This is a genomic window from Acinetobacter sp. ABJ-A23_2 (assembly GCF_044538765.1).
GTDB classification, from domain to species: Bacteria; Pseudomonadota; Gammaproteobacteria; order Pseudomonadales; family Moraxellaceae; genus Acinetobacter; species Acinetobacter nosocomialis_A.
In genome coordinates, this window is sequence record NZ_JBIUCP010000021.1 from 30932 (window position 1) to 51395 (window position 20464).

General features: G+C 40.8%; 20 protein-coding genes and 1 riboswitch. Of the genes, 12 read left to right on the top strand and 8 right to left on the bottom strand.

Translation table 11 applies throughout. The annotated features are described in order from the left end of the window. Positions 1–24 precede the first annotated feature (24 nt). From ACH63V_RS09220 to ftsW, 5 genes are all read left to right on the top strand, one after another. Entirely contained in the window at positions 25–285 is a 261-nt protein-coding gene (locus ACH63V_RS09220) for a FeoA family protein (protein WP_002053176.1), read from the top strand. Then, a complete protein-coding gene (locus ACH63V_RS09225; protein ID WP_311086982.1) occupies positions 282–2138 on the top strand; it encodes a ferrous iron transporter B in 1857 nt (618 codons plus the stop codon). The genes ACH63V_RS09220 and ACH63V_RS09225 overlap by 4 nt, the downstream gene beginning before the upstream one ends. Before the next feature lie 12 nt (positions 2139–2150). Continuing rightward, complete coding sequence (locus ACH63V_RS09230) at positions 2151–2402, top strand: DUF6587 family protein (protein ID WP_031952219.1); 252 nt, start codon at positions 2151–2153, stop codon at positions 2400–2402. 147 nt (positions 2403–2549) lie between these two features. Further along, positions 2550–3896, top strand: coding sequence for a UDP-N-acetylmuramoyl-L-alanine--D-glutamate ligase (gene murD / locus ACH63V_RS09235; protein ID WP_396463322.1), 1347 nt, complete (start codon positions 2550–2552; stop codon positions 3894–3896). Positions 3897–3920: 24 nt separating this feature from the next. Then, positions 3921–5117 (top strand): putative lipid II flippase FtsW, encoded by a 1197-nt coding sequence (gene ftsW, locus ACH63V_RS09240; protein WP_191012483.1) that lies wholly within the window; start codon positions 3921–3923, stop codon positions 5115–5117. A 50-nt stretch (positions 5118–5167) separates the two neighbouring features. Here ftsW and gluQRS read toward each other — a convergent pair whose 3' ends face one another. The 6 genes from gluQRS to ACH63V_RS09270 all read right to left on the bottom strand — a co-directional run bounded on the left by gluQRS (position 5168) and on the right by ACH63V_RS09270 (position 11638). Further along, entirely contained in the window at positions 5168–6151 is a 984-nt protein-coding gene (gene gluQRS / locus ACH63V_RS09245) for a tRNA glutamyl-Q(34) synthetase GluQRS (protein WP_396463323.1), read from the bottom strand. 2 nt (positions 6152–6153) lie between these two features. Further along, positions 6154–6690, bottom strand: coding sequence for an RNA polymerase-binding protein DksA (gene dksA / locus ACH63V_RS09250; protein ID WP_263612749.1), 537 nt, complete (start codon positions 6688–6690; stop codon positions 6154–6156). 210 nt (positions 6691–6900) lie between these two features. Continuing rightward, on the bottom strand, positions 6901–7713 hold the full coding sequence (cpdA, locus tag ACH63V_RS09255; protein WP_396463324.1) for a 3',5'-cyclic-AMP phosphodiesterase: 813 nt from the start codon (positions 7711–7713) through the stop codon (positions 6901–6903). A 4-nt stretch (positions 7714–7717) separates the two neighbouring features. Next, entirely contained in the window at positions 7718–8344 is a 627-nt protein-coding gene (locus ACH63V_RS09260) for an NUDIX domain-containing protein (RefSeq protein ID WP_396463325.1), read from the bottom strand. 75 nt (positions 8345–8419) lie between these two features. Beyond that, a complete protein-coding gene (gene thiC / locus ACH63V_RS09265; protein WP_396463326.1) occupies positions 8420–10297 on the bottom strand; it encodes a phosphomethylpyrimidine synthase ThiC in 1878 nt (625 codons plus the stop codon). A gap of 89 nt (positions 10298–10386) precedes the next feature. Further along, positions 10387–10521: riboswitch (TPP riboswitch) on the bottom strand. 34 nt (positions 10522–10555) lie between these two features. Continuing rightward, positions 10556–11638 carry a hypothetical protein gene (locus tag ACH63V_RS09270; protein ID WP_396463327.1) on the bottom strand — a complete coding sequence of 361 codons (1083 nt, stop codon included), beginning with the start codon at positions 11636–11638 and terminating at the stop codon, positions 10556–10558. A 109-nt stretch (positions 11639–11747) separates the two neighbouring features. Here ACH63V_RS09270 and ACH63V_RS09275 point away from each other — a divergent pair, with 109 nt between their 5' ends. The 4 genes from ACH63V_RS09275 (at position 11748) to phoU (ending at position 15485) form a co-directional block, all read left to right on the top strand. Continuing rightward, entirely contained in the window at positions 11748–12329 is a 582-nt protein-coding gene (locus ACH63V_RS09275; protein ID WP_263612753.1) for a TetR/AcrR family transcriptional regulator, read from the top strand. Further along, on the top strand, positions 12322–13227 hold the full coding sequence (locus ACH63V_RS09280; RefSeq protein WP_396463328.1) for a DMT family transporter: 906 nt from the start codon (positions 12322–12324) through the stop codon (positions 13225–13227). The genes ACH63V_RS09275 and ACH63V_RS09280 overlap by 8 nt, the downstream gene beginning before the upstream one ends. 96 nt (positions 13228–13323) lie before the next feature. Continuing rightward, complete coding sequence (locus tag ACH63V_RS09285; protein ID WP_396463340.1) at positions 13324–14655, top strand: TolC family outer membrane protein; 1332 nt, start codon at positions 13324–13326, stop codon at positions 14653–14655. A 107-nt stretch (positions 14656–14762) separates the two neighbouring features. Continuing rightward, positions 14763–15485, top strand: a complete 723-nt coding sequence (phoU, locus tag ACH63V_RS09290; RefSeq protein WP_000075183.1) for a phosphate signaling complex protein PhoU — start codon at positions 14763–14765, stop codon at positions 15483–15485. Between the two features lie 315 nt (positions 15486–15800). On the opposite strand, the gene ACH63V_RS09295 is transcribed toward phoU, so the two are convergent. Further along, entirely contained in the window at positions 15801–16070 is a 270-nt protein-coding gene (locus ACH63V_RS09295) for an oxidative damage protection protein (RefSeq protein ID WP_002053140.1), read from the bottom strand. Between the two features lie 9 nt (positions 16071–16079). Further along, on the bottom strand, positions 16080–17513 hold the full coding sequence (gene argH / locus ACH63V_RS09300; RefSeq protein WP_396463329.1) for an argininosuccinate lyase: 1434 nt from the start codon (positions 17511–17513) through the stop codon (positions 16080–16082). Between argH and ACH63V_RS09305 the strand changes: the two genes are divergently transcribed. The 3 genes from ACH63V_RS09305 (at position 17504) to hemC (ending at position 20462) form a co-directional block, all read left to right on the top strand. Next, entirely contained in the window at positions 17504–18643 is a 1140-nt protein-coding gene (locus ACH63V_RS09305; RefSeq protein ID WP_134263459.1) for a sensor histidine kinase, read from the top strand. The genes argH and ACH63V_RS09305 overlap by 10 nt on opposite strands. A gap of 60 nt (positions 18644–18703) precedes the next feature. Beyond that, complete coding sequence (locus tag ACH63V_RS09310) at positions 18704–19444, top strand: LytTR family DNA-binding domain-containing protein (protein ID WP_019457021.1); 741 nt, start codon at positions 18704–18706, stop codon at positions 19442–19444. A gap of 100 nt (positions 19445–19544) precedes the next feature. Next, positions 19545–20462, top strand: coding sequence for a hydroxymethylbilane synthase (hemC, locus tag ACH63V_RS09315; protein WP_396463330.1), 918 nt, complete (start codon positions 19545–19547; stop codon positions 20460–20462). Positions 20463–20464 lie beyond the last annotated feature (2 nt).

Below are 20464 nucleotides of genomic sequence, written 5' to 3' on the forward strand. Positions count from 1 at the left end.
AGAAAAGGTTTAGGATCGGATGCGGTGCGTTTATCAGCGTTGAAAGTGAAGCAAGCGGCTACCATCACCAAAGTAGATCGGATGACACAAACGTCCGAGCAGCAAGATTTGGTCGCAATTCGTTTGGAAAGCTTGGGCTTTGTACCAGGTACTCGAGTGGAAGTGATTACCAAGGGTATTTTTGGTGGTGATCCGATCTTAATCCAAATTGGCTTTACTCGTTTCGCTTTACGTAAGGCGGAAGCGGAAAAAATCGAGATTCAGTTAGAAGGAGTACCCGCATGAGTGATGCGCTACGTATTGCCCTTGTGGGAAACCCAAACTGCGGTAAAACTTCTCTGTTTAACCATTTAACTGGAACAAGACAAAAAGTTGCTAACTATGCGGGCGTAACTGTAGAGCGTAAAGTCGGTAACTTTCAGTTACCTTCAGGTCGTGCAGTTCGTGTACTGGATTTACCAGGTACCTATAGTTTGCAGGCAACCAGTCCAGATGAAGAAATTACCCGTGATGTCTGTCAAGGCAAAATTGCCGAAGAAGGGCAGCAAGATGCTTTTTTATGTATTGTCGATGCGACCAACTTAAAACTGCACTTGGGTTTGGTGCTTGAAATTATTGAATTAGGTCGCCCAATTCTGGTTGTGTTGAACATGATGGATGAAGCGCGTCGTCGTGGTATCCAGATTAATACACAGAAACTCTCTGAGCGTTTAGGTGTCCCTGTTGTTGAAACAGTTGCCGTACGTAACTCAGGCATTGAAAACTTATTGCATGCACTTGACCAAGAGAAATATACCGTACCGCATACTGAACTGAGTGGTTTAAGTGGTGGACATCATCAGAAAATCGAAATGATTTTTAAAGATGTGGTCAATTTTGTTGATCATGATGATAAGCGTACTGATTTTCTAGATCGAATTTTCTTACATCCTGTGTTGGGTTTACTCAGCTTGGCAGTGATGATGTTTATTGTCTTTCAGGCGGTATTCGCTTGGGCGGAACCTTTTAAAGCTGCAATTGAAGATGGCGTAATTCCATGGTTAGGTGAATGGTTAAATGGAGCTATTCATCAGCCTGTGCTACGTAGTTTAGTGGTAGATGGTGTTCTGGCGGGAGCGGGTACAGTGTTGGCATTCTTGCCACAAATTTTGATTCTTTTCTTCTTTATTTTGGTGCTCGAAGAATCAGGTTATTTACCGCGTGCTGCGTTCTTGCTCGATAAATTAATGTTTAAAGCTGGCTTGAGTGGCCGTTCTTTTATTCCATTATTGTCGAGTTTTGCCTGTGCGATTCCCGGCATTATGGCAACCCGAAGTATTAGTGATTCACGTGACCGTTTTACCACGATCATGGTTGCACCTCTCATGACATGTTCGGCACGTTTGCCTGTCTATGCCTTGTTAATCGGTGCATTTATTCCAAGTCAAACTGTTCTAGGGATTTTCAACTTACAAGGTTTGGTGCTGTTTGGTTTATACATGGCGGGTATCTTAAGTGCGCTTTGTGTTGCCTTTGTGATGAAGTTCTTGCGTAAAGACAAATCACAACATGCCTTGTTAATGGAGTTACCAAGTTATCGTTTTCCTGACCCAAAAAGTATTGCTATTGGGTTGATGGAACGCGCAAAGATTTTCTTACGTCGTGTTGGTGGGATTATTGTTGCATTAACCATTATTCTTTGGTTCTTGTGTACTTTCCCTCAAGCACCAGAAGGTGCAACGCTACCGGCAATTGATTATAGCTTTGCGGGTATGGCGGGACACTTGATTCAGCCTTTATTTGCACCGCTTGGCTTTAACTGGCAAATCGTGGTGGCTTTAATTCCTGCGATGGCTGCTCGTGAAGTTGTGGTCGCAGCATTAGGTACGGTATATGCGTTGTCTGGTGCTGATGATAATGCTGTTGCACAAGGGCTTGCCCATTTGATTAGTGCAAATGGCACAGGCTGGTCACTGGCTACAGGCTTGTCTTTATTGGTCTGGTTTGTTTATGCACCACATTGTTTAGCAACTTTGGCAACGGTACGCCGTGAAACAGGTTCATGGAAACATGTGGCAGTCATGACAGCTTATCTATTTGGTTTGGCTTATCTCATGTCATTTTTAACTTACCAAATTGCATCACGCATTTGGGGTTAATAGGAGGCGCTTATGTTTGATTACCTTATTGTTGCTGTATTGGTGTTGTGGAGTGCCATTGTTGTCTTTAAAAAGGTATTTCCTCAAACATCCGCTTCAGTATTTCTTGCCCTATCAACCCAGTGTCAACGGTTGGGCTGGCAGCGTTTGGCGACATGGCTGAAGCCTAAACAGGCTGCTGGTTGTGGCGGTAATTGTGGTTGTTCTGCTGATGATACTCCTGCACAAAAGTCCGCTCCGGTACAAACGGTGAAGTGGCGTTAATTTTTCTGTATAAAAAGCCATCGAATGATGGCTTTTTTACGCACTGACACAAAAAAAGTAGAATAAAAGTCAAACTGAAAAAGTATTCAAAACAGCAAAGTGCTAACATTTTTGCCATTCTGTCGATTGATAAATTGTGGGGCAAAAATGTTAATACAACGTGGTGGGTTAAAAGTTGTAGCAGGCTTGGGTATATCAGGTGTTTCTGCTGTAAATTTCCTGCATGAACAAGGCTACCAAGTTGCAGTAACGGATTCCCGCCCCACACCTCCTGGACATGATCAAATTCCTGCAGATGTGAAGACCAGTTTTGGTCAACTCGACCAAGAATTATTACTACAAGCAGAAGAAATTATTTTAAGCCCGGGCCTTGCCCCACAATTACCAGAAATTCAGGCTGCCATTGCTCAAGGGATTTCTGTGGTGGGTGATATTCAGCTACTTCGCCGTGCAACTGATGTGCCGATTGTTGCGATTACAGGCTCTAATGCGAAGAGTACGGTTACTACTTTAATGGGCTTAATGGCTAAAGATGCAGGTAAGAAAGTTGCCGTTGGTGGCAATCTTGGTCGCCCAGCTCTAGATTTATTAAAAGATCAACCAGAGTTATTGGTACTTGAGTTATCAAGTTTCCAGTTAGAAACCACATCTCACTTAAATGCTGAGGTGGCTGTGGTATTGAACATGAGTGAAGATCACTTGGATCGTCATGGCAACATGTTAGGTTATCACCAAGCAAAACACCGTATTTTCCAAGGTGCTAAGAAAGTTGTATTTAACCGTGATGATGCTTTGAGCCGTCCTCTAGTACCTGATACAACTCCAATGCAAAGCTTTGGTCTAAATGCACCTGACTTAAATCAGTACGGCGTTTTAAGAGATGCTGACGGTACACTTTGGCTTGCTCGTGGCTTGCAGCGTTTAATTAAAAGCTCAGACTTATATATTCAAGGTATGCATAACGTAGCCAATGCTTTAGCGTGTTTAGCATTAGGTGAAGCAATTGGTTTACCTATGGACTCTATGCTTGAAACTTTAAAACACTTTAAAGGTTTAGAGCATCGCTGTGAGTATGTAAAGACCGTGCATGATGTACGTTATTACAATGACTCTAAAGGAACCAATGTGGGTGCGACCCTTGCAGCAATTGATGGTTTAGGTGCTGCGATTGAAGTGAAGAAAGGTAAGGTTGCACTCATTTTAGGTGGACAGGGTAAGGGCCAAGACTTTGCTCCTTTACGTTCTTCTATCGAAAAGTATGCCAAAGTTGTGGTATTAATTGGTGAAGATGCTCCGGTCATCGAACAAGCCATTCAAGGTGCAACAAAAATTTTACATGCAGCAACGCTTACAGAAGCTGTAGAGCTGTGTCAACGTGAAACACACGCTGAAGATGTGGTATTGCTATCACCAGCGTGTGCAAGTTTTGATATGTTTAAAAGTTATAATGACCGTGGTCAGCAGTTTGTTGCCTGTGTCAATTCGTTGGTTTAAAGAAAATATGATTAGGAATGTAGTATGGCAGGCTTAGCTCAGACCACAATCCAGAAAATCAATCATTGGTATGAACGGATATTGCCGAAATGGCCAACGGAAGTGACGCCACGTAATGTCTTGATTTTCTGTGTCGTTGCATTGTTATGTATCGGTTCGGTGATGGTAGCATCTGCTTCGATGCCTTATGCAGAATATATGCATGAGAACCCGTTTCACTATGTCATCCGCCATGCAATTTCTATTGCAGTTGCTGGGGTAGTGGCGTATTTGACCTACCGAATCTCACTCAATACATGGTTTAAAAATACTTTTCCGCTGTGGTTATTAACCATGGTTCTGTTACTTGCTGCTTTGGCGGTAGGTTCGGAAGTCAATGGTTCTACTCGTTGGATTAAAATCGGTGGTTTTACCTTGCAGCCTACAGAGGTTGCCAAGGTTATGATGGCAATCTTTACAGCAGACTACGTGGTACGTCGTGCCAAAGAAGTACGTACGCACTGGAAAGGTTTACTGCGTTTAAGTGGTGTGATGGCAATTACGGTCGGTTTGATTATTGCCGAGCCTGACTTGGGTGCTACGATCGTTATTGTCATGATGATGGTTGGGGTGTTCTTTTTAGCAGGTGCACCACCAACACAGTTCTTGATTATGCTTGGTGCGATTGTCACCGGTATTGTGTTTTTGATCTTATTTGAGCCTTACCGTTTTCAACGTTTGATTTCATTTACTGACCCATGGGCAGACCCATTAGGTGTGGGTTATCAGTTATCAAACGCACTCATGGCATTTGGTCGTGGTGAATGGTTTGGAACAGGTTTGGGGCATAGTGTTCAAAAGCTATCTTATTTACCTGAAGCGCATACTGACTTTATGTTGGCCGTGTTAGGTGAAGAGTTTGGCTTCTTTGGTATTTCGATTGTCATTGGCTTGTCTTTCTTGATGTTGGCTTGTTGTATCAAAATTGGTCACCGTGCTTTGAAACATCATTATCTTCGCGCAGGTTATTTAGCTTACGGTATCAGTATTATTTTCTTGCTCCAGATCTTGGTAAATGCGGGCATGAATATGGGTTTGATGCCAACTAAAGGTTTGACTCTGCCATTTATTAGTTATGGTGGTACATCTTTAATGATGTGTGCAGCCATGATTAGTTTGATCTTAAAGATTGATGCATCAACTCAAGAAGTGAACCCTGAAAGAGAAGAATCAAACTTCTAAAGCATTTCAGTTGTTATAAAAAGCCCGATATCGAATCGGGCTTTTTTTATTTATAAATATATTCCGCCAAGCTCTTGTCCGTGAGGAATTAAATCTACATTCCACTGCGCTACAGCTTGCTTGAGCATCAGTCTAGGTTGATCTAAATCAACGCTTGGTTGGCCTAGTGCTTGTATGGCTTGTTGTAGTAATTCAGGAGCTTTAGTTAAATCGAGTGCTTGAGCAAGATTTTGTTTAGAAAGCTTTTGCCCTTGATCATTCATGGCGAGTGGAAGGTGCATATAGCTGAGTTTAGGATAACCGAGGAGCTGACCTAACCAGATTTGACGTTCGGTGTTATCTAAGAGGTCTGCGCCGCGAACAACGTGTGTAATACCTTGTAGATAATCATCTACAACTACAGCAAGTTGGTAGTTAATAATGCCGTCGCGACGTTTAAGAACAAAGTCTCCAAGGTCGTATTGCAGATTGGAGCAATGACGTCCTTGTAGGCGGTCATCGAAACAGATGTGCTGATCTTGTACTTTTACCCGAATCGCTTGACCGTGAAAATCAAGATTCAGATCACGGCAGGTACCTGCATAGATTGCATTTGAACCGAGCATTTTACGGGTACACTGACAAGCATAAACCAGACCCTCTTTTTTAAGTTGGTCTAATACACTTTCATAAATGTCTAGGCGGTCTTTTTGAAAAATGATCTCGGCATCTGGATCGAACTGAAAAGCTTCGAGTGATGCGAGTATATGGTCTTCACTACCGGGGTAGATGCGGGGAATGTCGGTGTCCTCAACACGAACTATCCATCGCCCTTGATGAGCTCTGGCATCACAATAGCTGGCAACAGCCGTAATGAGTGATCCGAAATGTAAAGGGCCGGTTGGCGAGGGCGCAAACCGGCCTGAGTATGAGCAGCGATTAAGCGGAACATTGTTCCGCCGCTGCGCAAGAGAAAAGCTATGCTTTTCTGGCAGGCGATTTAACTGCTGCGCAAGAGCCGAGTTGTACTCGGCTAGAGAATTCTCAACAGTCACAATTAACCGTTATTTTGCTTCTCTTTAATTTCTGCCAAAGTTTTGCAGTCAATACATAACGTTGCAGTTGGACGTGCTTCTAAACGACGTAAACCGATTTCGATACCACAAGTTTCACAGAAACCGTAGTCTTCGTTTTTAATCGCTTCCATAGATTGTTCGATTTTACGAATTAATTTACGCTCACGGTCACGTGTACGTAATTCAATTGCAAATTCTTCTTCTTGGGTAGCACGGTCATTTACGTCTGGCAATGCAGTTGATTCGTCTTGCATCGTATTTAAAGTACGATCAACTTCAGACATTAATTCAGCTTTCCATGCTTGCAGAATTTGTCGGAAATGCTCGAGCTGTCCTTCAGACATGTACTCTTCATTTTTCTTAGGTTGATAAGGTGCAATACCAAATAAACTTGCAGTTGTGCCTACGTCAGAAGTTTTAGGTTTCACTTTACGTGCACGTTTTGCAGAAGCTTTATCACCTTCTACTACAACTTCTGTATGTTCATCCAAAACTTGGTTGTGGTTGTCATTCGCCATAATAGGGCATTCCTCATCATACACGTATTATCTATACGCAAAAAATATGGTGATATGCAAGTGTTTTTATAGAAAACCATCGATGGATTTTTCCATCGGGTCGTCATCATATAGATTTTTCCTGCAAGATGATAGTCATTCCGACCCGTAAATATTTTCAAAACGTGTTTGTACTAGTCATAATTCTATATAAGCATATAAAAAATAGGGCTAATAGCCTGAAATATCAGTATTTATACGGGTTTTAAAATTTTCAAGTCGAAACACTTTTGTTTCAAAACTACCATCGTTATTCAGACGAATGTAACGATAACCCGGTGCATTTTGATCGAGTGCAAAATCATTACTAAACGGCTTAAACTGTACACTTGTGGAAGGTGTCGAGAAAAATTCGATGCCTTGCCAAATATTAAGAGAGTCTTGATGGACGTGTCCGCAAACTAACGCTTTTACATTTTTAAATGGGCTTAACGTATCAAGAAGAACATTCGAGTTTTGAAGCTTATGGTGATCAATCCATTTTGATTTCATTGCAAATGGATGGTGATGACAAGCCAGTAAAACTGGATGATCTGCAAATTCCTCAAGTAGATTTGTTAAGTTTTCTAATTGTTCCGAAGACAAATGACCATCCACTTTTCCCTTTACCGCGCTATTGAGCATAATCACTCGCCAGTTGCCTAAACCGACAACCACAGGTTCCTGATGGTTTTCGTTATGCAATGGAAAGTGGTCAACATTGTCATGATTGCCGAGAGTCTGGAAAAATGGCAGGCCCAAGGTTTGCATAAAGTTGATGTAACGCTTGTAGGTAATAGGTGTTGGTGCTTGCGCGAGGTCTCCAGTATGAATAATCGCATCGGCTTCGGGATGTTGTTTTAATATCTGTTGAATAATGGCATGGAAACTTTCTTCAGGATTCATCCCCACAAATTCTAGCTGTGGATACTCCAATAAATGTGTATCGGTAATTTGTATGATGACATGATTTTTTTGTGAAAGTGTTGAGACTTGAAAAGTCACCGTCCTACCTCTTCGGATTTATTATCGTTTTGCTGTGTTGAGCCAGCCATTGTAATGCCATAATAACAGGGGCATTTCTTAAACGTCCGCTGTCGAGTAGTGTTTGAATTTCACTATAACTAAACAAGTGCAGCTGAATATTTTCACCCTCATCATCTACACCAAAAACACCGCCTTCAGCGGGTAAATTGGTTTGGGCAACATACAGATGAAATAGCTCTGAACATGCGCCTGCTGATGGATAAAAACTAAATAGATGTTCTAAATCCTGAACTTCACAACCTGATTCTTCAAGGCTTTCGCGTCGAATGCAACTTTCTGGTGACTCATTGCCATCTAACACACCCGCGATAATTTCGAGTTGCCACGGCGATTGAGAGTCGTCTAAAGCACCAACACGAAACTGTTCAATCAGGGCAAATTGTTGTTTTTGATCATTGTAGAGTAGTACTCCAGCCGCTTCAGGCCGATGCACAAGTTCGCGCTGCAATACAGGAGTATATTCAGTTTGATTAAATAGACGATGTCGAAGGCTGATTTTTTCAACTTGAATAAAACCACGGAACAGAGATTCACGTGATGTTACTTCGACATCTTTAGATGTATAACTTGGACGCTCGACAATACTCATGATTCGATCAGGACGAAATCTATTTATTTCATCCTAACCGAGAATCATGGCTAGGCAAGTGTTTTTTTTGAATATTTACACTTTATGATACAGTTTTTGTCCTTGCTCTTGATAAACCTCTTTCATCGCTTTGAGGCCTTCTTCAACCTCTGAATCGCTATTGGTGAGATTGTTGGCATAGTCGCGGACATTCTGAGTGATTTTCATTGAACAGAATTTCGGACCACACATTGAGCAAAAGTGTGCAGATTTATGTGCTTCTTTTGGTAAAGTCTCGTCATGCATGCTGCGCGCTGTATCTGGGTCTAAACTTAGGTTGAACTGGTCGTCCCAACGGAATTCAAAACGGGCTTTAGACAAGGCATTATCACGTACCTGTGCACCCGGATGGCCTTTAGCAAGATCAGCTGCATGTGCTGCAATCTTGTAGGTAATAATTCCGTCTTTCACATCTTTCTTGTTTGGCAAACCTAAATGTTCTTTAGGTGTCACATAGCAAAGCATTGCTGTGCCATACCACCCAATCATAGCTGCACCAATAGCAGAAGTGATATGGTCGTAACCCGGAGCGATGTCAGTCGTTAAAGGCCCAAGCGTATAGAATGGTGCTTCTTTACACACTTCTAACTGCAAGTCCATGTTCTCTTTAATCATGTGCATTGGTACGTGGCCCGGACCTTCAATCATGACCTGAACATCATGTTCCCATGCGCGGTGAGTCAGCTCACCCAGTGTTTTAAGTTCGCTGAACTGCGCTTCGTCATTTGCATCTTGAATACAACCCGGACGTAAGCCATCACCTAAACTAAATGACACGTCATAGGCTTTCATGATTTCACAAATTTCGTCGAAATGAGTGTATAAGAAGTTTTCTTCATGATGCGCTAAACACCACTGCGCCATGATCGAACCACCACGAGACACAATACCTGTTAAGCGGTTTGCTGTAAGTGGCACATAGCGAAGCAATACACCTGCGTGAATCGTGAAATAGTCAACGCCTTGTTCAGCTTGTTCAATCAGCGTGTCTTTAAAGATTTCCCATGTTAGGTCTTCTGCAACACCATCCACTTTTTCAAGCGCTTGATAAATTGGTACTGTACCGATTGGAACTGGTGAGTTACGAATAATCCATTCACGTGTTTCATGAATGTTTTTACCTGTTGACAAGTCCATAATCGTGTCGGCACCCCAACGAGTTGCCCAAGTCATTTTTGCAACTTCTTCATCAATTGAAGAGCCAAGCGCTGAGTTACCAATATTGGCATTAATCTTAACCAAGAAATTACGGCCAATAATCATTGGCTCAAGTTCTGGGTGGTTAATGTTGGCAGGAATAATAGCGCGGCCTTCAGCCACTTCTTGGCGAACAAATTCAGGCGTAATTTCTTTTAAATTTTTTGCACCAAAGTTTTGACCTGGGTGCTGGCGCATATCTACAGCTTCGCGTTGGCGCTGATTTTCACGAATCGCAATATATTCCATTTCAGGCGTGATAATACCTTGCTTGGCATAGTGCATTTGCGTGACATTTTTACCAGCTTTAGCACGGCGCGGGTTTTGAATGTGAGCAAAACGAATGTCAGCGGTACGAATATCTTTTAAACGTTCTTGACCAAACTTTGAAGTTAAACTTGCAAGTACGTCGGTATCGTTACGTTCTTCAATCCATTTTTGGCGAACTGAAGGTAGACCTTTATTTAAATCGATTTGAACATTCGGATCGGTATAAACACCTGAAGTGTCATACACCATAACAGGAGGGTTATGTTCACCGCCAAGACCAGTAGGGGTATCGGTTAAAGAAATTTCCCGCATTGGAACCTGAATATCAGGGCGAGAGCCTTCAATATAGACTTTTTTTGAAGCGGGTAAGATGCGGGTTAAATCTTTTGCATCTTGTTCATGTTGTGCTGAAATTTCAGCAGAAGAAAGATTCGTTAACTGGTTCATCACATGATCCTTATGAATAACATCAACGAATCAAGCACGACCAAAAACGATGGCGGATTTATCTTTAAGAGATAAATTGAGGGCTGTAAGTTTTCAGATGGCTTGATTCCTACGCAGGTCTTAACCTGATCAGGTTCAACGGTACTTGTGATCAAACTTGTGTTGCGATAACACGGAATTTACACAATCTCAGCGAGCTATTACTCGCGCTCCGTCAAGCGATTTAAAGACTAACATGTTTTAGGTTGGCTGGCATTGTCAATTTGTATCTATACAAACCGCATCCATGTGGCAGTCACGGTAGCTTTGAGTATTCCATGGTGACTCTAATTTTAATAACTGCTCAAGCTGTTCATGCACAATCTGATAGGTTGATTTCTTTTGCCCATTTTCATCAGTTAAATCTGTCTTAAATTGAGTATTACGCTCATCCACGGGAGTGGCAATAAACTTCAAAAATTGTTGGGCGGGTTTTGCTAAACTAGATTGGTTTTGTGTAGATAAGAAACGGATTTGTTGAAGCGCATCTTTATCAATCCATGTGTTTGGAGCAAACTCATCGGACACAGGCGTATTATCTAGACCAAAGAAAATAAAATATCGGTACTCATTAAATAATAATTTTGCATCACTAATAAAATAACTCTTTGGATATTTTTGAATAAATTTTTCCCAAAACAATGCACGTTCGGTGAGCTCTTTCCATGAAATAGCCAAAGCACCATCGTCATAAAAAATGTCTTTATTGTCTTTTGCCATACGCGTTAAGAACTCTTTTTGGTCAGCGGGTAGGGCTTTAGCAAAAACATCAACTAAATAGTTCGGTTGACGGCGATAAGTAAACATACCTTCACCTTGGTAGAGGAGTTCAATATAGGCTTGGCCTTCATGTTGAATCAGATATTGATCACGAGTACTAAGCTGATCGAATAACTTTTTCTTGGTTTTCATTGTTTTTTTAGCATCTAATGGTTCTTTTTCTAAAATGGCATAGCCAAAAGCTTCAAACGCTTTTGCTGTTTTTTCATTATATTCTTGTTTTAGAAAACGCTGATACATGGCGGTTGAAGCATTAATCAGCTTCAGTTGTTCATCATTTTTTAATGATGGAACACAGGTTTTGAGTTTTTCATTAACTTGATTTAGGTCCTCTATTTTACTGTTTTGATTAATCGTGTGCATAGCTACCATAATTTGTAAGCAGCTACTGTCTTGTTTTTGAGTGGCCTTTTGCTCAGTTGATTTTTGTTCTTTAGATATAACTTGATCTTGCTCTGATGTTTTATTACATCCAGCTAAAAGTAGTGCGCTACACATACTCATCATTAGAACTTTTTTCATCTTTATATTTTTATCAAAGTGAATATTGCTCAAATTATAACTCGGAAAAAGATTGCATCATTGTTAGAAATCTTTATTATTAGGTAGGTCGGTCTACTTGAATAAAGCTATGAATGATAAAACAGCAAGACAGAAAATTCTCGATGCCGCTTCAACTTTGTTTTATAACGATGGCATTACTGCAACTGGCATTAACTCAGTTACGACTAAAGCTGATGTAGCCAAGATGTCGCTTTATAATAATTTTGCTTCAAAAGGTGAGTTGGTCGATGCCTATATTGCTGCACGGCATCAAGAGTGGCTAGACCTTTACCAAAACCGTTTAGCAACAACAAAAACAGCTAAAGAAGCTATTTTAGCGGTATTTGATGCCTATCAAGACCATGCGGAATTTGCCTATGAGAAGGGCTTTCGAGGATGTGGGCTTTTAAATGCTGCCGCAGAGTTTCCCGCAAATAGTTCAGGTCGAAGTTCGGTAAGACAACATAAAGAAGAAGTTGAGGCTATTGTTGCGGAGCATTTAAAAAAATTAATACCAGACTCACAGCGTGTTAACTATGTGGCTACGCAGCTTTCATTTCTTTTAGAAGGCTCTATGGCAAGAGCAGGCTTAGAAGGTAACAGTCGTCAACTTCTATTCGCAAAGCAAATGGCAGAAGATATTTTAGATCGAGAATGCCCACATGATTAGCCATATTAAAAATAGTAGTTATGGCGGCACAATTGCGATTTTAGTTGCCTCTGTTTTGTGGGGAACAACAGGTACTGCGGCCGCATTTGCACCGACACTTGGCCCACTTGCTATTGGCGCCGCAGCGATGGGTGGAGGAGGTCTTTTACAAGCTTTAGTTGCATCCCGAGCGATACGTGAAAACCGACAATTTATAAGGGAAAATCTTTTAATACTGCTTTTGGGTGTAGCGGCGGTGGGTATTTACCCTTTGGCTTTTTATTCCTCAATGCATTATGCCGGCATTACGATTGGTACTGTGGTTTCAATTGGTTCTGCTCCACTGATCGCAGCAATTTTAGAGCGATTCTTTGATCGCAAAGCTTTGTCTGCCATCTGGTTTCTAAGTTTTATTTGCGGTGTACTTGGCGTAACGATGTTGTCGATGGGTGAAAGTCATGCAGTTCAAGATAGTACAAATCAATGGAATAAATACTTCGGTATTTTTCTTGGGCTTGTCGCAGCTACAACTTATTCGCTTTATTCATGGGCTGCAAAAAGATTAATAGATCGGGGTGTTGCCTCTAAAGCTGCAATGGGCATGATTATGGGCGGCGGGGCGGTTATTTTGCTTCCTACTTTGTTGGTTACAGGTGGAGGGTTATTAGAAAGCTCAACCAATTTACTTGTAGCTGGCTATATGATGTTAATTCCTATGTTTTTGGGTTATCTACTTTTTGGCTTCGGATTAAAAACGGTCAATGCGAGCAAAGCGACTACCTTAACTTTATTTGAACCTTTAGTTGCTGCGATTTTTGCGATTGTGTTAGTGGGTGAGCATGTTTCATGGTTGGGTTGGATCGGCATGTTTTTGATTTTTATTTGTATTTTAATATTATCAAAATCGCGAGACTCTTAAAAAAACTAAAACTTTTAATGGCTTGAGTTTGATTCGAATTTTTCTTAGTCTTAAAGCCAAGTTTTATCGTTGATTTAAACAATGAAAATAAAATTAATGCTTGTGGCGGGTTTATGGAGTTTTACCTCGTCAAGTTTTGCTCTAGATTTAGTTGAAACTTATGAGCGCGCGAAACAAAATGATCCGATATGGCAAGCGAATCAACAACAATTTGAAGCAGATCAGCTCAATTTAGGCTTAGCAACGGGTGCTTTATTACCTACAGTTACCTTGTCTGGAAAAATTAATCGTAATAGCCAAACCGTAAAACGTTCGAATTTTCCGGGTGTTGATCAAGAAGGGTTGTCAGATGCTTTGGTGAGTAATACCTCGACCACCAAACAAGCAACTTTATCTGCTCGTCAGCCTCTTTTTCGTATGGATGCATGGGAAGGTTATAAGCAGGTTAAAACCTCAGTTGCACTCAGTGAAATCACTTTAAGACTGCAAAAACAAGATCATGTTTTAAACGTGGCCGAAGCTTATTTTAATGTACTTCGTCAGCAAGCACTTACTGCTGCATATTTACAAGAAGAAAAAGCTTTGCTTGAACAGCTCAATATGATGAATGCCAAGCTTAAAGAAGGTTTGGTAGCGCGTAGCGATGTCAGTGAAGCAAATGCCCAATATCAAAGTGCCAGAGCCAACCGTATTGCGACCAATGTACAGATTTTATTAGCTCAAGAGCAACTATCTGAATATATTGGCCCTTATCAGGATAAGCTTGCCGTACTGCGAAGTGATTTTACTTTTCAAAAACCTTATCCAGCCCAGCTTGATGATTGGTTAAGTTTAGCCCAACAGCAAAATTTAAAGATTCAGCAAGCACGTTTACAACGACGATATGCTGAAGATCAACGTCGTGTGGAAAAAGCTGCACTTTATCCACAGATAGACGCAGTTGCGAGTTATGGTTATACCAAACAAACCCCAGAAACTCTTATTTCGACTGACGGGAAGTTTGACCAGGTAGGGGTAGAGATGAATTGGAATTTATTTAATGGAGGACAGACCCGAACCTCTATTAAAAAAGCCAGTGTAGAGTTAAATAAAGCACAAGCCCAACTCGATGCAGCCATTCGCCGTGCCAATGTTGATGTAAAAAGTGCTTTTATGCAGGTAGATACTGATCGAGCAAAACTTGAAGCAAGAAAGGCGGCAATGGACTCATCAGCACTTGTTTCTCAAGCTTCAAAAGCAAGTTATAACGAAGGCTTAAAAAGTATGGTCGATGTTTTGTTGGCGCAGCGTAATGCTTTTTCAGCAAAACAGGATTATCTTAATGCTCAGTATGACTATTTATTAAATGTACTGCGTTTAAAAGCTGCTGTAGGCCAGTTAGGTGAAAAAGATCTGGTCGAATTAAACAGTTGGTTAACGTATCAGTAATAAAAAATGCTTTTATCTGAAATTTAATTTTGTCATAAAAATTTAATGATTGATGTGTTTTAATGCTCAATCATTTTATCCCTGCGCCATCATGTTGGAGGCTTCCCTTGAGTCCGAGTAATCCGGTGTTAAGCCATCATATTTCTTCTCAATTTAATGAAGATTTGCAAGATGTGAACACAAAGTTTATGACCATGGGTGGCTTGGTCGAACAACAGGTTGCCAATGCAATTCATTCTTTGCTTGATACAGATGCGAATTTAGCAATTGATGTTCAATTTAAAGATAATGCAGTCAATCAATATGAGCGTGATATTGATGAAGGTCTGACACTGATTTTGGCGCGTCGCCATCCAGCCGCAATTGACTTGCGTATGGTGATTGCAATGAGCAAAGCCAATACTGACCTTGAGCGTATTGGGGATGAAGCTGCAAAAATTGCCCGTATTGCGCAAAATCTATGTGAAGAGGGTGGATCACCTCGTGGTTACATGGAAACCCGTCATATTGGTAACCAAGTACGTGTCATGATTCACGATGCACTTGATGCTTTTGCACGTTTAGATGCAGATCAAGCTTTACGTGTACTTTTAGCAGATGCGGATATTGACCGTGAATATCAGTCAGCAACGCGCACTTTAATGACCTATATGATTGAAGACCCGCGTCATATTGCGCGCGTGATTAACGTGATGTGGGTTTTACGTTCTTTAGAGCGTATTGGTGACCATGCACGTAATATTGCTGAACAAGTCATTTATATGGCGAAAGGTTTTGATGCTCGCCATACCAAAATTGAAGAAATTGAAGCGAAAGTTCACGAAAAATAATACTTGAGCTGAAATATCTAAAGGCCTTGTTTGAAACAAGGCTTTTTTATTTGTTTAAAAATAATAGATAAAAAAATGTCCCGAACTTTGGGGGGAAGTTCAGGACAGAAAATCAAGTGCATTAAGAGAAAACACGACAGGGATCATGTCTCACTTGCTATGAATTGATAATAAGGTTGCAACCAATTCATGTCATGTAGAGTCCTGTGCGCTCTATGTAAGGCTTTATATGTTTGTGTAAGTTTCACGTAAAAAAAGGCAGGTCTATGTATATAAACCTGCCTTTTCAATGATGATGGGCTTAGAAAAAACGAATTATTCCGGCTTCCAACCTTCTGCTTTTTCAACGCTTTCATCATTATTGAAGAACTTCTCACGTTGTTCTTCAAGGAATTTTTTCGCTTCTGGATCAAACACGTTTAAACGCTTTTCATTAATCAGCGTAGTTTGGTGTTGTAGCCACTCTTGCCATGCTTGCTTAGAAACATTTTCAAAAAATTCTTGGCCTTTGGCACCAGGAAACGGAGCAAAGTCTAATCCTTCCATTTCCTTTTGATATTTACGGCAAAATACTTGTCGACTCATTTTGTATCCTTAAGCGTATAACTGTTCTAGACGTGTATGGGCACGAGCAATTGCAGCTTCAACCTGTTTTGGTGAAGTTCCGCCAATATGATCACGTGCATTTACCGAAGCTTCTAGTGTCAATGCTTTATCAAATACGTCTGCTGTGATTAAGTCAGAGAATTGTTGTAATTGCTCTAGTGTTAATTCAGATAAATCTTTTTCTTCAGCAACACCTAATGCAACAGCTTTACCAACAATTTCATGCGCATCACGGAACGCAACGCCTTTTTTCACTAAGTAGTCAGCAAGGTCAGTTGCAGTCGAGAATCCACGAAGCGCAGCTTCACGCATGATTTCAATATTTGGAACCAATGCAGGAATCATGTCTGCAAATGCCATGAGTGAACCACGAACCGTATCGATTGCATCAAATAAAGGTTCTTTGTCTTCTTGGTTGTCTTTGTTGTACGCCAATGGTTGACCTTTCATGAGCGTAAGTAAGCTAATTAAGTCACCAAATACACGGCCAGATTTACCACGAATAAGCTCTGGAACATCCGGATTTTTCTTCTGCGGCATAATTGAAGAACCAGTACAGAAACGGTCAGGAATGTTCACGAATTTAAACTGTGCAGAAGTCCAAAGAATAAGTTCTTCAGACATGCGTGATAAATGCATCATGATTAAAGATGCTGCTGCATTAAATTCGATGGCAAAATCACGGTCAGATACAGCATCGAGAGAGTTTTCAGATACAGCTTCGAAACCTAGAAGTTCTGCTGTGTAAGCACGATCAATTGGGTAAGTAGTACCAGCAAGAGCCGCAGAACCAAGTGGCATACGGTTAACACGCTTACGGCAGTCTTGAAGACGTTCAGTATCGCGAACTAACATTTCAAACCATGCCAATAAGTGATGACCAAAAGTTACTGGTTGAGCTGTTTGTAAATGAGTGAAGCCTGGCATAATGGTATTTACATTTTTGGCAGCCAAGCCCAACAAACCTTTTTGTAAACGCTCTAATAGGCCCAAAATGTCGTCAATTTCGTCGCGCAGGTAAAGACGGATATCAGTTGCAACTTGGTCATTACGACTACGGCCAGTGTGGAGTTTTTTACCTGTAATGCCAATACGTTGAGTCAAACGTGATTCAATGTTCATGTGAACATCTTCAAGATCGATACGCCATTCAAAGTTTCCAGCTTCAATTTCTGCGCGAATGGTGCTTAAACCTTCAATAATGTCGTCTCGTTCTGCTTCTGTCAGTACGCCAACTTTTGCAAGCATGGTAGCATGCGCAATTGAACCTGCGATGTCTTGCTTATAAAAACGTTGGTCAAACTGAACAGAGGCAGTAAATTCTGCTACAAAAGCGTCTGTCGCTTCAGAAAAACGACCACCCCACATACCTGAGGTTTGGTCTGGGGCTGCTGAATTAGGGGGATTTGAAGATGTGGTCATGGTGGCTCAGTAAAATAAAAAAGAGTATATCACTTGCCGAAGCTCAACAAACAAAGTTGTTTTCTACAGCATATCGAAATCAAAATTCCTCCTATTTTTTTACGAAAATTGATCGTTGGCAACATTTATTCGAATTAATTATCGCAAGTAATGTTTTGGCGCTGGTTTTAGCTTTGGCTGAAGCGCAATCGTGGCATGCCTTAAGCGGGTCGCGCCTTTTACAATATATGATTTTTATTAACTGGGTGATTTTGTCTTTTTTTGCCTTAGTTGAATATTTTCAAAATTTTTTTAGTCAACTGCAGCAAAAATATGCTTTGGCAATTGGCTTTGTTATGCTGCAAGCGATTGTGGTAGTGACCACCCTAATAAGTAATTTTTTTCAATTCGGAATCTTGAAAAGAACGAGTGATATAGCACATGACTGGAGCATTTATTTTACCAATGTCCCTTTATATTTAAGCTATGGAATACTACTCGGCGCATTTTGTTTGCGCTATTTATATGTCAGAGAACAGTGGTTACATCAACAATATGCAGAATTAAATGCGCGTATTCAGGCCATGCAAGCGCGTATTCATCCTCACTTTTTATTTAATAGTTTAAATAATGTGGTGAGTTTAATTACGATAGACCCAGATAAAGCCGAAAGTATGCTGATTAGTCTGTCGCGTTTATTTAGAGCGAGTTTCCAAGAATTAAAATTGGTAAGCTTGTATGAAGAAATTGAACTCAGTAAACAATACTTAATGATTGAACAAATACGTTTAGGTGAGCGTTTACAAGTCGACTGGAAAGTGGAGCTTGAACCTTTGCAATTAAAGCAGGTCACGATTCCTTTATTGACATTACAACCTTTGTTAGAGAATAGTATTTTTCATGGGGTGGAACCAATGGTGGGTAAGGCAACCATAGGGGTATTGGTTGAAATATTGCAAAATCAGGTCAGTATAGTCATTACCAACCCTTATACAGACGATACAATAAAATCACGGAAAGGGCATGGAATCGCTCTTGAAAACGTTAAACAACGCTTGAAAGCGTATTATGGGAACTCAGTTAGGTTCCAGGTATATAAGGGTGAAACTTTATATACCACTATTATGAGCTATCAATACCAATCAAAATAATAAGCCAGTCAGAGTTAACCATAAAAAAATGGACCAAGTTAACGGTGACAAGGAGGATGAATGAAGGTGCTAATTTGTGATGACGAGCCATTAGCAGTGGAGCGATTGTCACGTTTAGTTTCAAAGATGGGACATGAGGTTGTTGCAACAGCTCATCATGGCCAAGATGCCTTGGAACAGGCACGGCTTCATCAACCAGATGTGATTTTACTTGATATCCAAATGCCGGGTATGAATGGTCTCGTCTGTGCGGAACAATTAAGCCAGCTTAACCCTCGACCTGCTATTGTCTTTTGTACAGCTTATGATCAGCATGCTTTAGAGGCGTTTAAGTCACAAGCACAAGCTTATCTTCTTAAACCGATTGATCCGGCAGAACTTGAACAAGCTTTAAAGCAGTTAACGCAACTTACCCAAGCACAGCTTAATGCTTTGCCGAATCCTGAACTTTTACAGGATTTAAAAACACAAAGACATCAAATTGCTGCTAAAACCTACCGTGGGGTTGAACTGATTCCTGTTGAAAATATCTATTACTTTTTGGCAGATCAGAAATATGTCACGATACGTCATAAAAATGGCAGTGTATTAATTGATGAAACACTGAAAGAACTTGAAACTGAATTTGCAGATCAATTTATCCGTATTCATCGAAATGCCTTGGTCTCAATTGCTTATTTGGATGGTTTAGAGCTTGTCAGCTCAGGCCAGTATCAGGTTCGATTGAGAGGTCTTGATGAAAGACTTTCCGTTAGCCGTCGCCATTTATCTACGCTTAGAGAGCGGATACATCAGCTTTAACTTGTAGCTATCTTATTTCTGCTGGTGAGATTTTACTTGCAATTTTAAGGGATCAAGTTAAGTTTAGGGTGTATTGTTTGACCAGCCCATGCTTGAATTTATGAAAACCTTGAAAATTGCTACACGACAAAGCCCACTTGCTCTTTGGCAGGCAGAACATATTCGTGCCCGTTTACAGGAGCTTCACCCGGATTTAACGGTAGAGCTGGTCAAGTTTGTCACGCAGGGCGATAAAATTTTAGATACACCTTTAGCAAAAATTGGTGGTAAAGGCTTGTTCGTTAAAGAGTTGGAAGCTGCTCTTTTAGATGGTCGTGCGGACCTCGCTGTACATTCAATGAAAGATGTGCCAATGGCACTACCAGAAGGTTTAACTTTGGCAGTTATTTGCGAACGTGAAGACCCATTAGATGCTTTTGTTTCAAATACTTTTGAAAAATTTGCTGATCTACCTCAAGGGGCAAAAGTTGGCACCTCAAGCTTACGTCGTAAATCACAAATTTTAAAACAACGTCCAGATCTACAAATTATTGATTTGCGCGGCAATGTTGGAACTCGCCTATCTAAGCTAGATGATGGTCAATACGATGCGATTATTTTGGCGAGTGCTGGTTTGAAACGTTTAGGGTTAGAACAACGTATTCGTCATTGTATCGAGCCAAATGTAAGCTTGCCTGCTGTTGGGCAGGGTGCTCTTGGTTTGGAATGCCGTGCAGATGACCAAGAAGTACTAGCTTTAATACAGCCTCTTTTACATCCAGAGACTGATGTGTGTGTACGTGCTGAGCGTGCATTTAATGCCTATCTTGAAGGTGGTTGTCAGGTACCGATTGCAGGTTATGCAACCTTACAAGATGGCAAAATTCATATTGAAGGTCGCGTCGGAAGTCCTGATGGGCAAACATTATTACGTGCTGAAATGACAGATGAAGCTCACAATGCTCAGCAGTTAGGTGAGAACCTTGCTCGAAACTTACTTGAACAAGGTGCGGGTGATTTATTAAAGGCTCTTTACTAACG

Bases quoted from the DNA above. Each gene is read 5' to 3' on its own strand.
- ACH63V_RS09225 (WP_311086982.1), top strand. From the start codon at position 282: ATGAGTGATGCGCTACGTATTGCCCTTGTGGGAAACCCAAACTGCGGT.
- ACH63V_RS09230 (WP_031952219.1), top strand. From the start codon at position 2,151: ATGTTTGATTACCTTATTGTTGCTGTATTGGTGTTGTGGAGTGCCATT.
- murD (WP_396463322.1), top strand. From the start codon at position 2,550: ATGTTAATACAACGTGGTGGGTTAAAAGTTGTAGCAGGCTTGGGTATA.
- ftsW (WP_191012483.1), top strand. From the start codon at position 3,921: ATGGCAGGCTTAGCTCAGACCACAATCCAGAAAATCAATCATTGGTAT.
- dksA (WP_263612749.1), bottom strand. From the start codon at position 6,690: ATGGCGAATGACAACCACAACCAAGTTTTGGATGAACATACAGAAGTT.
- ACH63V_RS09260 (WP_396463325.1), bottom strand. From the start codon at position 8,344: ATGAGTATTGTCGAGCGTCCAAGTTATACATCTAAAGATGTCGAAGTA.
- thiC (WP_396463326.1), bottom strand. From the start codon at position 10,297: ATGAACCAGTTAACGAATCTTTCTTCTGCTGAAATTTCAGCACAACAT.
- ACH63V_RS09270 (WP_396463327.1), bottom strand. From the start codon at position 11,638: ATGAAAAAAGTTCTAATGATGAGTATGTGTAGCGCACTACTTTTAGCT.
- ACH63V_RS09275 (WP_263612753.1), top strand. From the start codon at position 11,748: ATGAATGATAAAACAGCAAGACAGAAAATTCTCGATGCCGCTTCAACT.
- ACH63V_RS09280 (WP_396463328.1), top strand. From the start codon at position 12,322: ATGATTAGCCATATTAAAAATAGTAGTTATGGCGGCACAATTGCGATT.
- ACH63V_RS09285 (WP_396463340.1), top strand. From the start codon at position 13,324: ATGCTTGTGGCGGGTTTATGGAGTTTTACCTCGTCAAGTTTTGCTCTA.
- ACH63V_RS09295 (WP_002053140.1), bottom strand. From the start codon at position 16,070: ATGAGTCGACAAGTATTTTGCCGTAAATATCAAAAGGAAATGGAAGGA.
- ACH63V_RS09305 (WP_134263459.1), top strand. From the start codon at position 17,504: ATGTGGTCATGGTGGCTCAGTAAAATAAAAAAGAGTATATCACTTGCC.
- argH (WP_396463329.1), bottom strand. From the start codon at position 17,513: ATGACCACATCTTCAAATCCCCCTAATTCAGCAGCCCCAGACCAAACC.
- ACH63V_RS09310 (WP_019457021.1), top strand. From the start codon at position 18,704: ATGAAGGTGCTAATTTGTGATGACGAGCCATTAGCAGTGGAGCGATTG.
- hemC (WP_396463330.1), top strand. From the start codon at position 19,545: ATGAAAACCTTGAAAATTGCTACACGACAAAGCCCACTTGCTCTTTGG.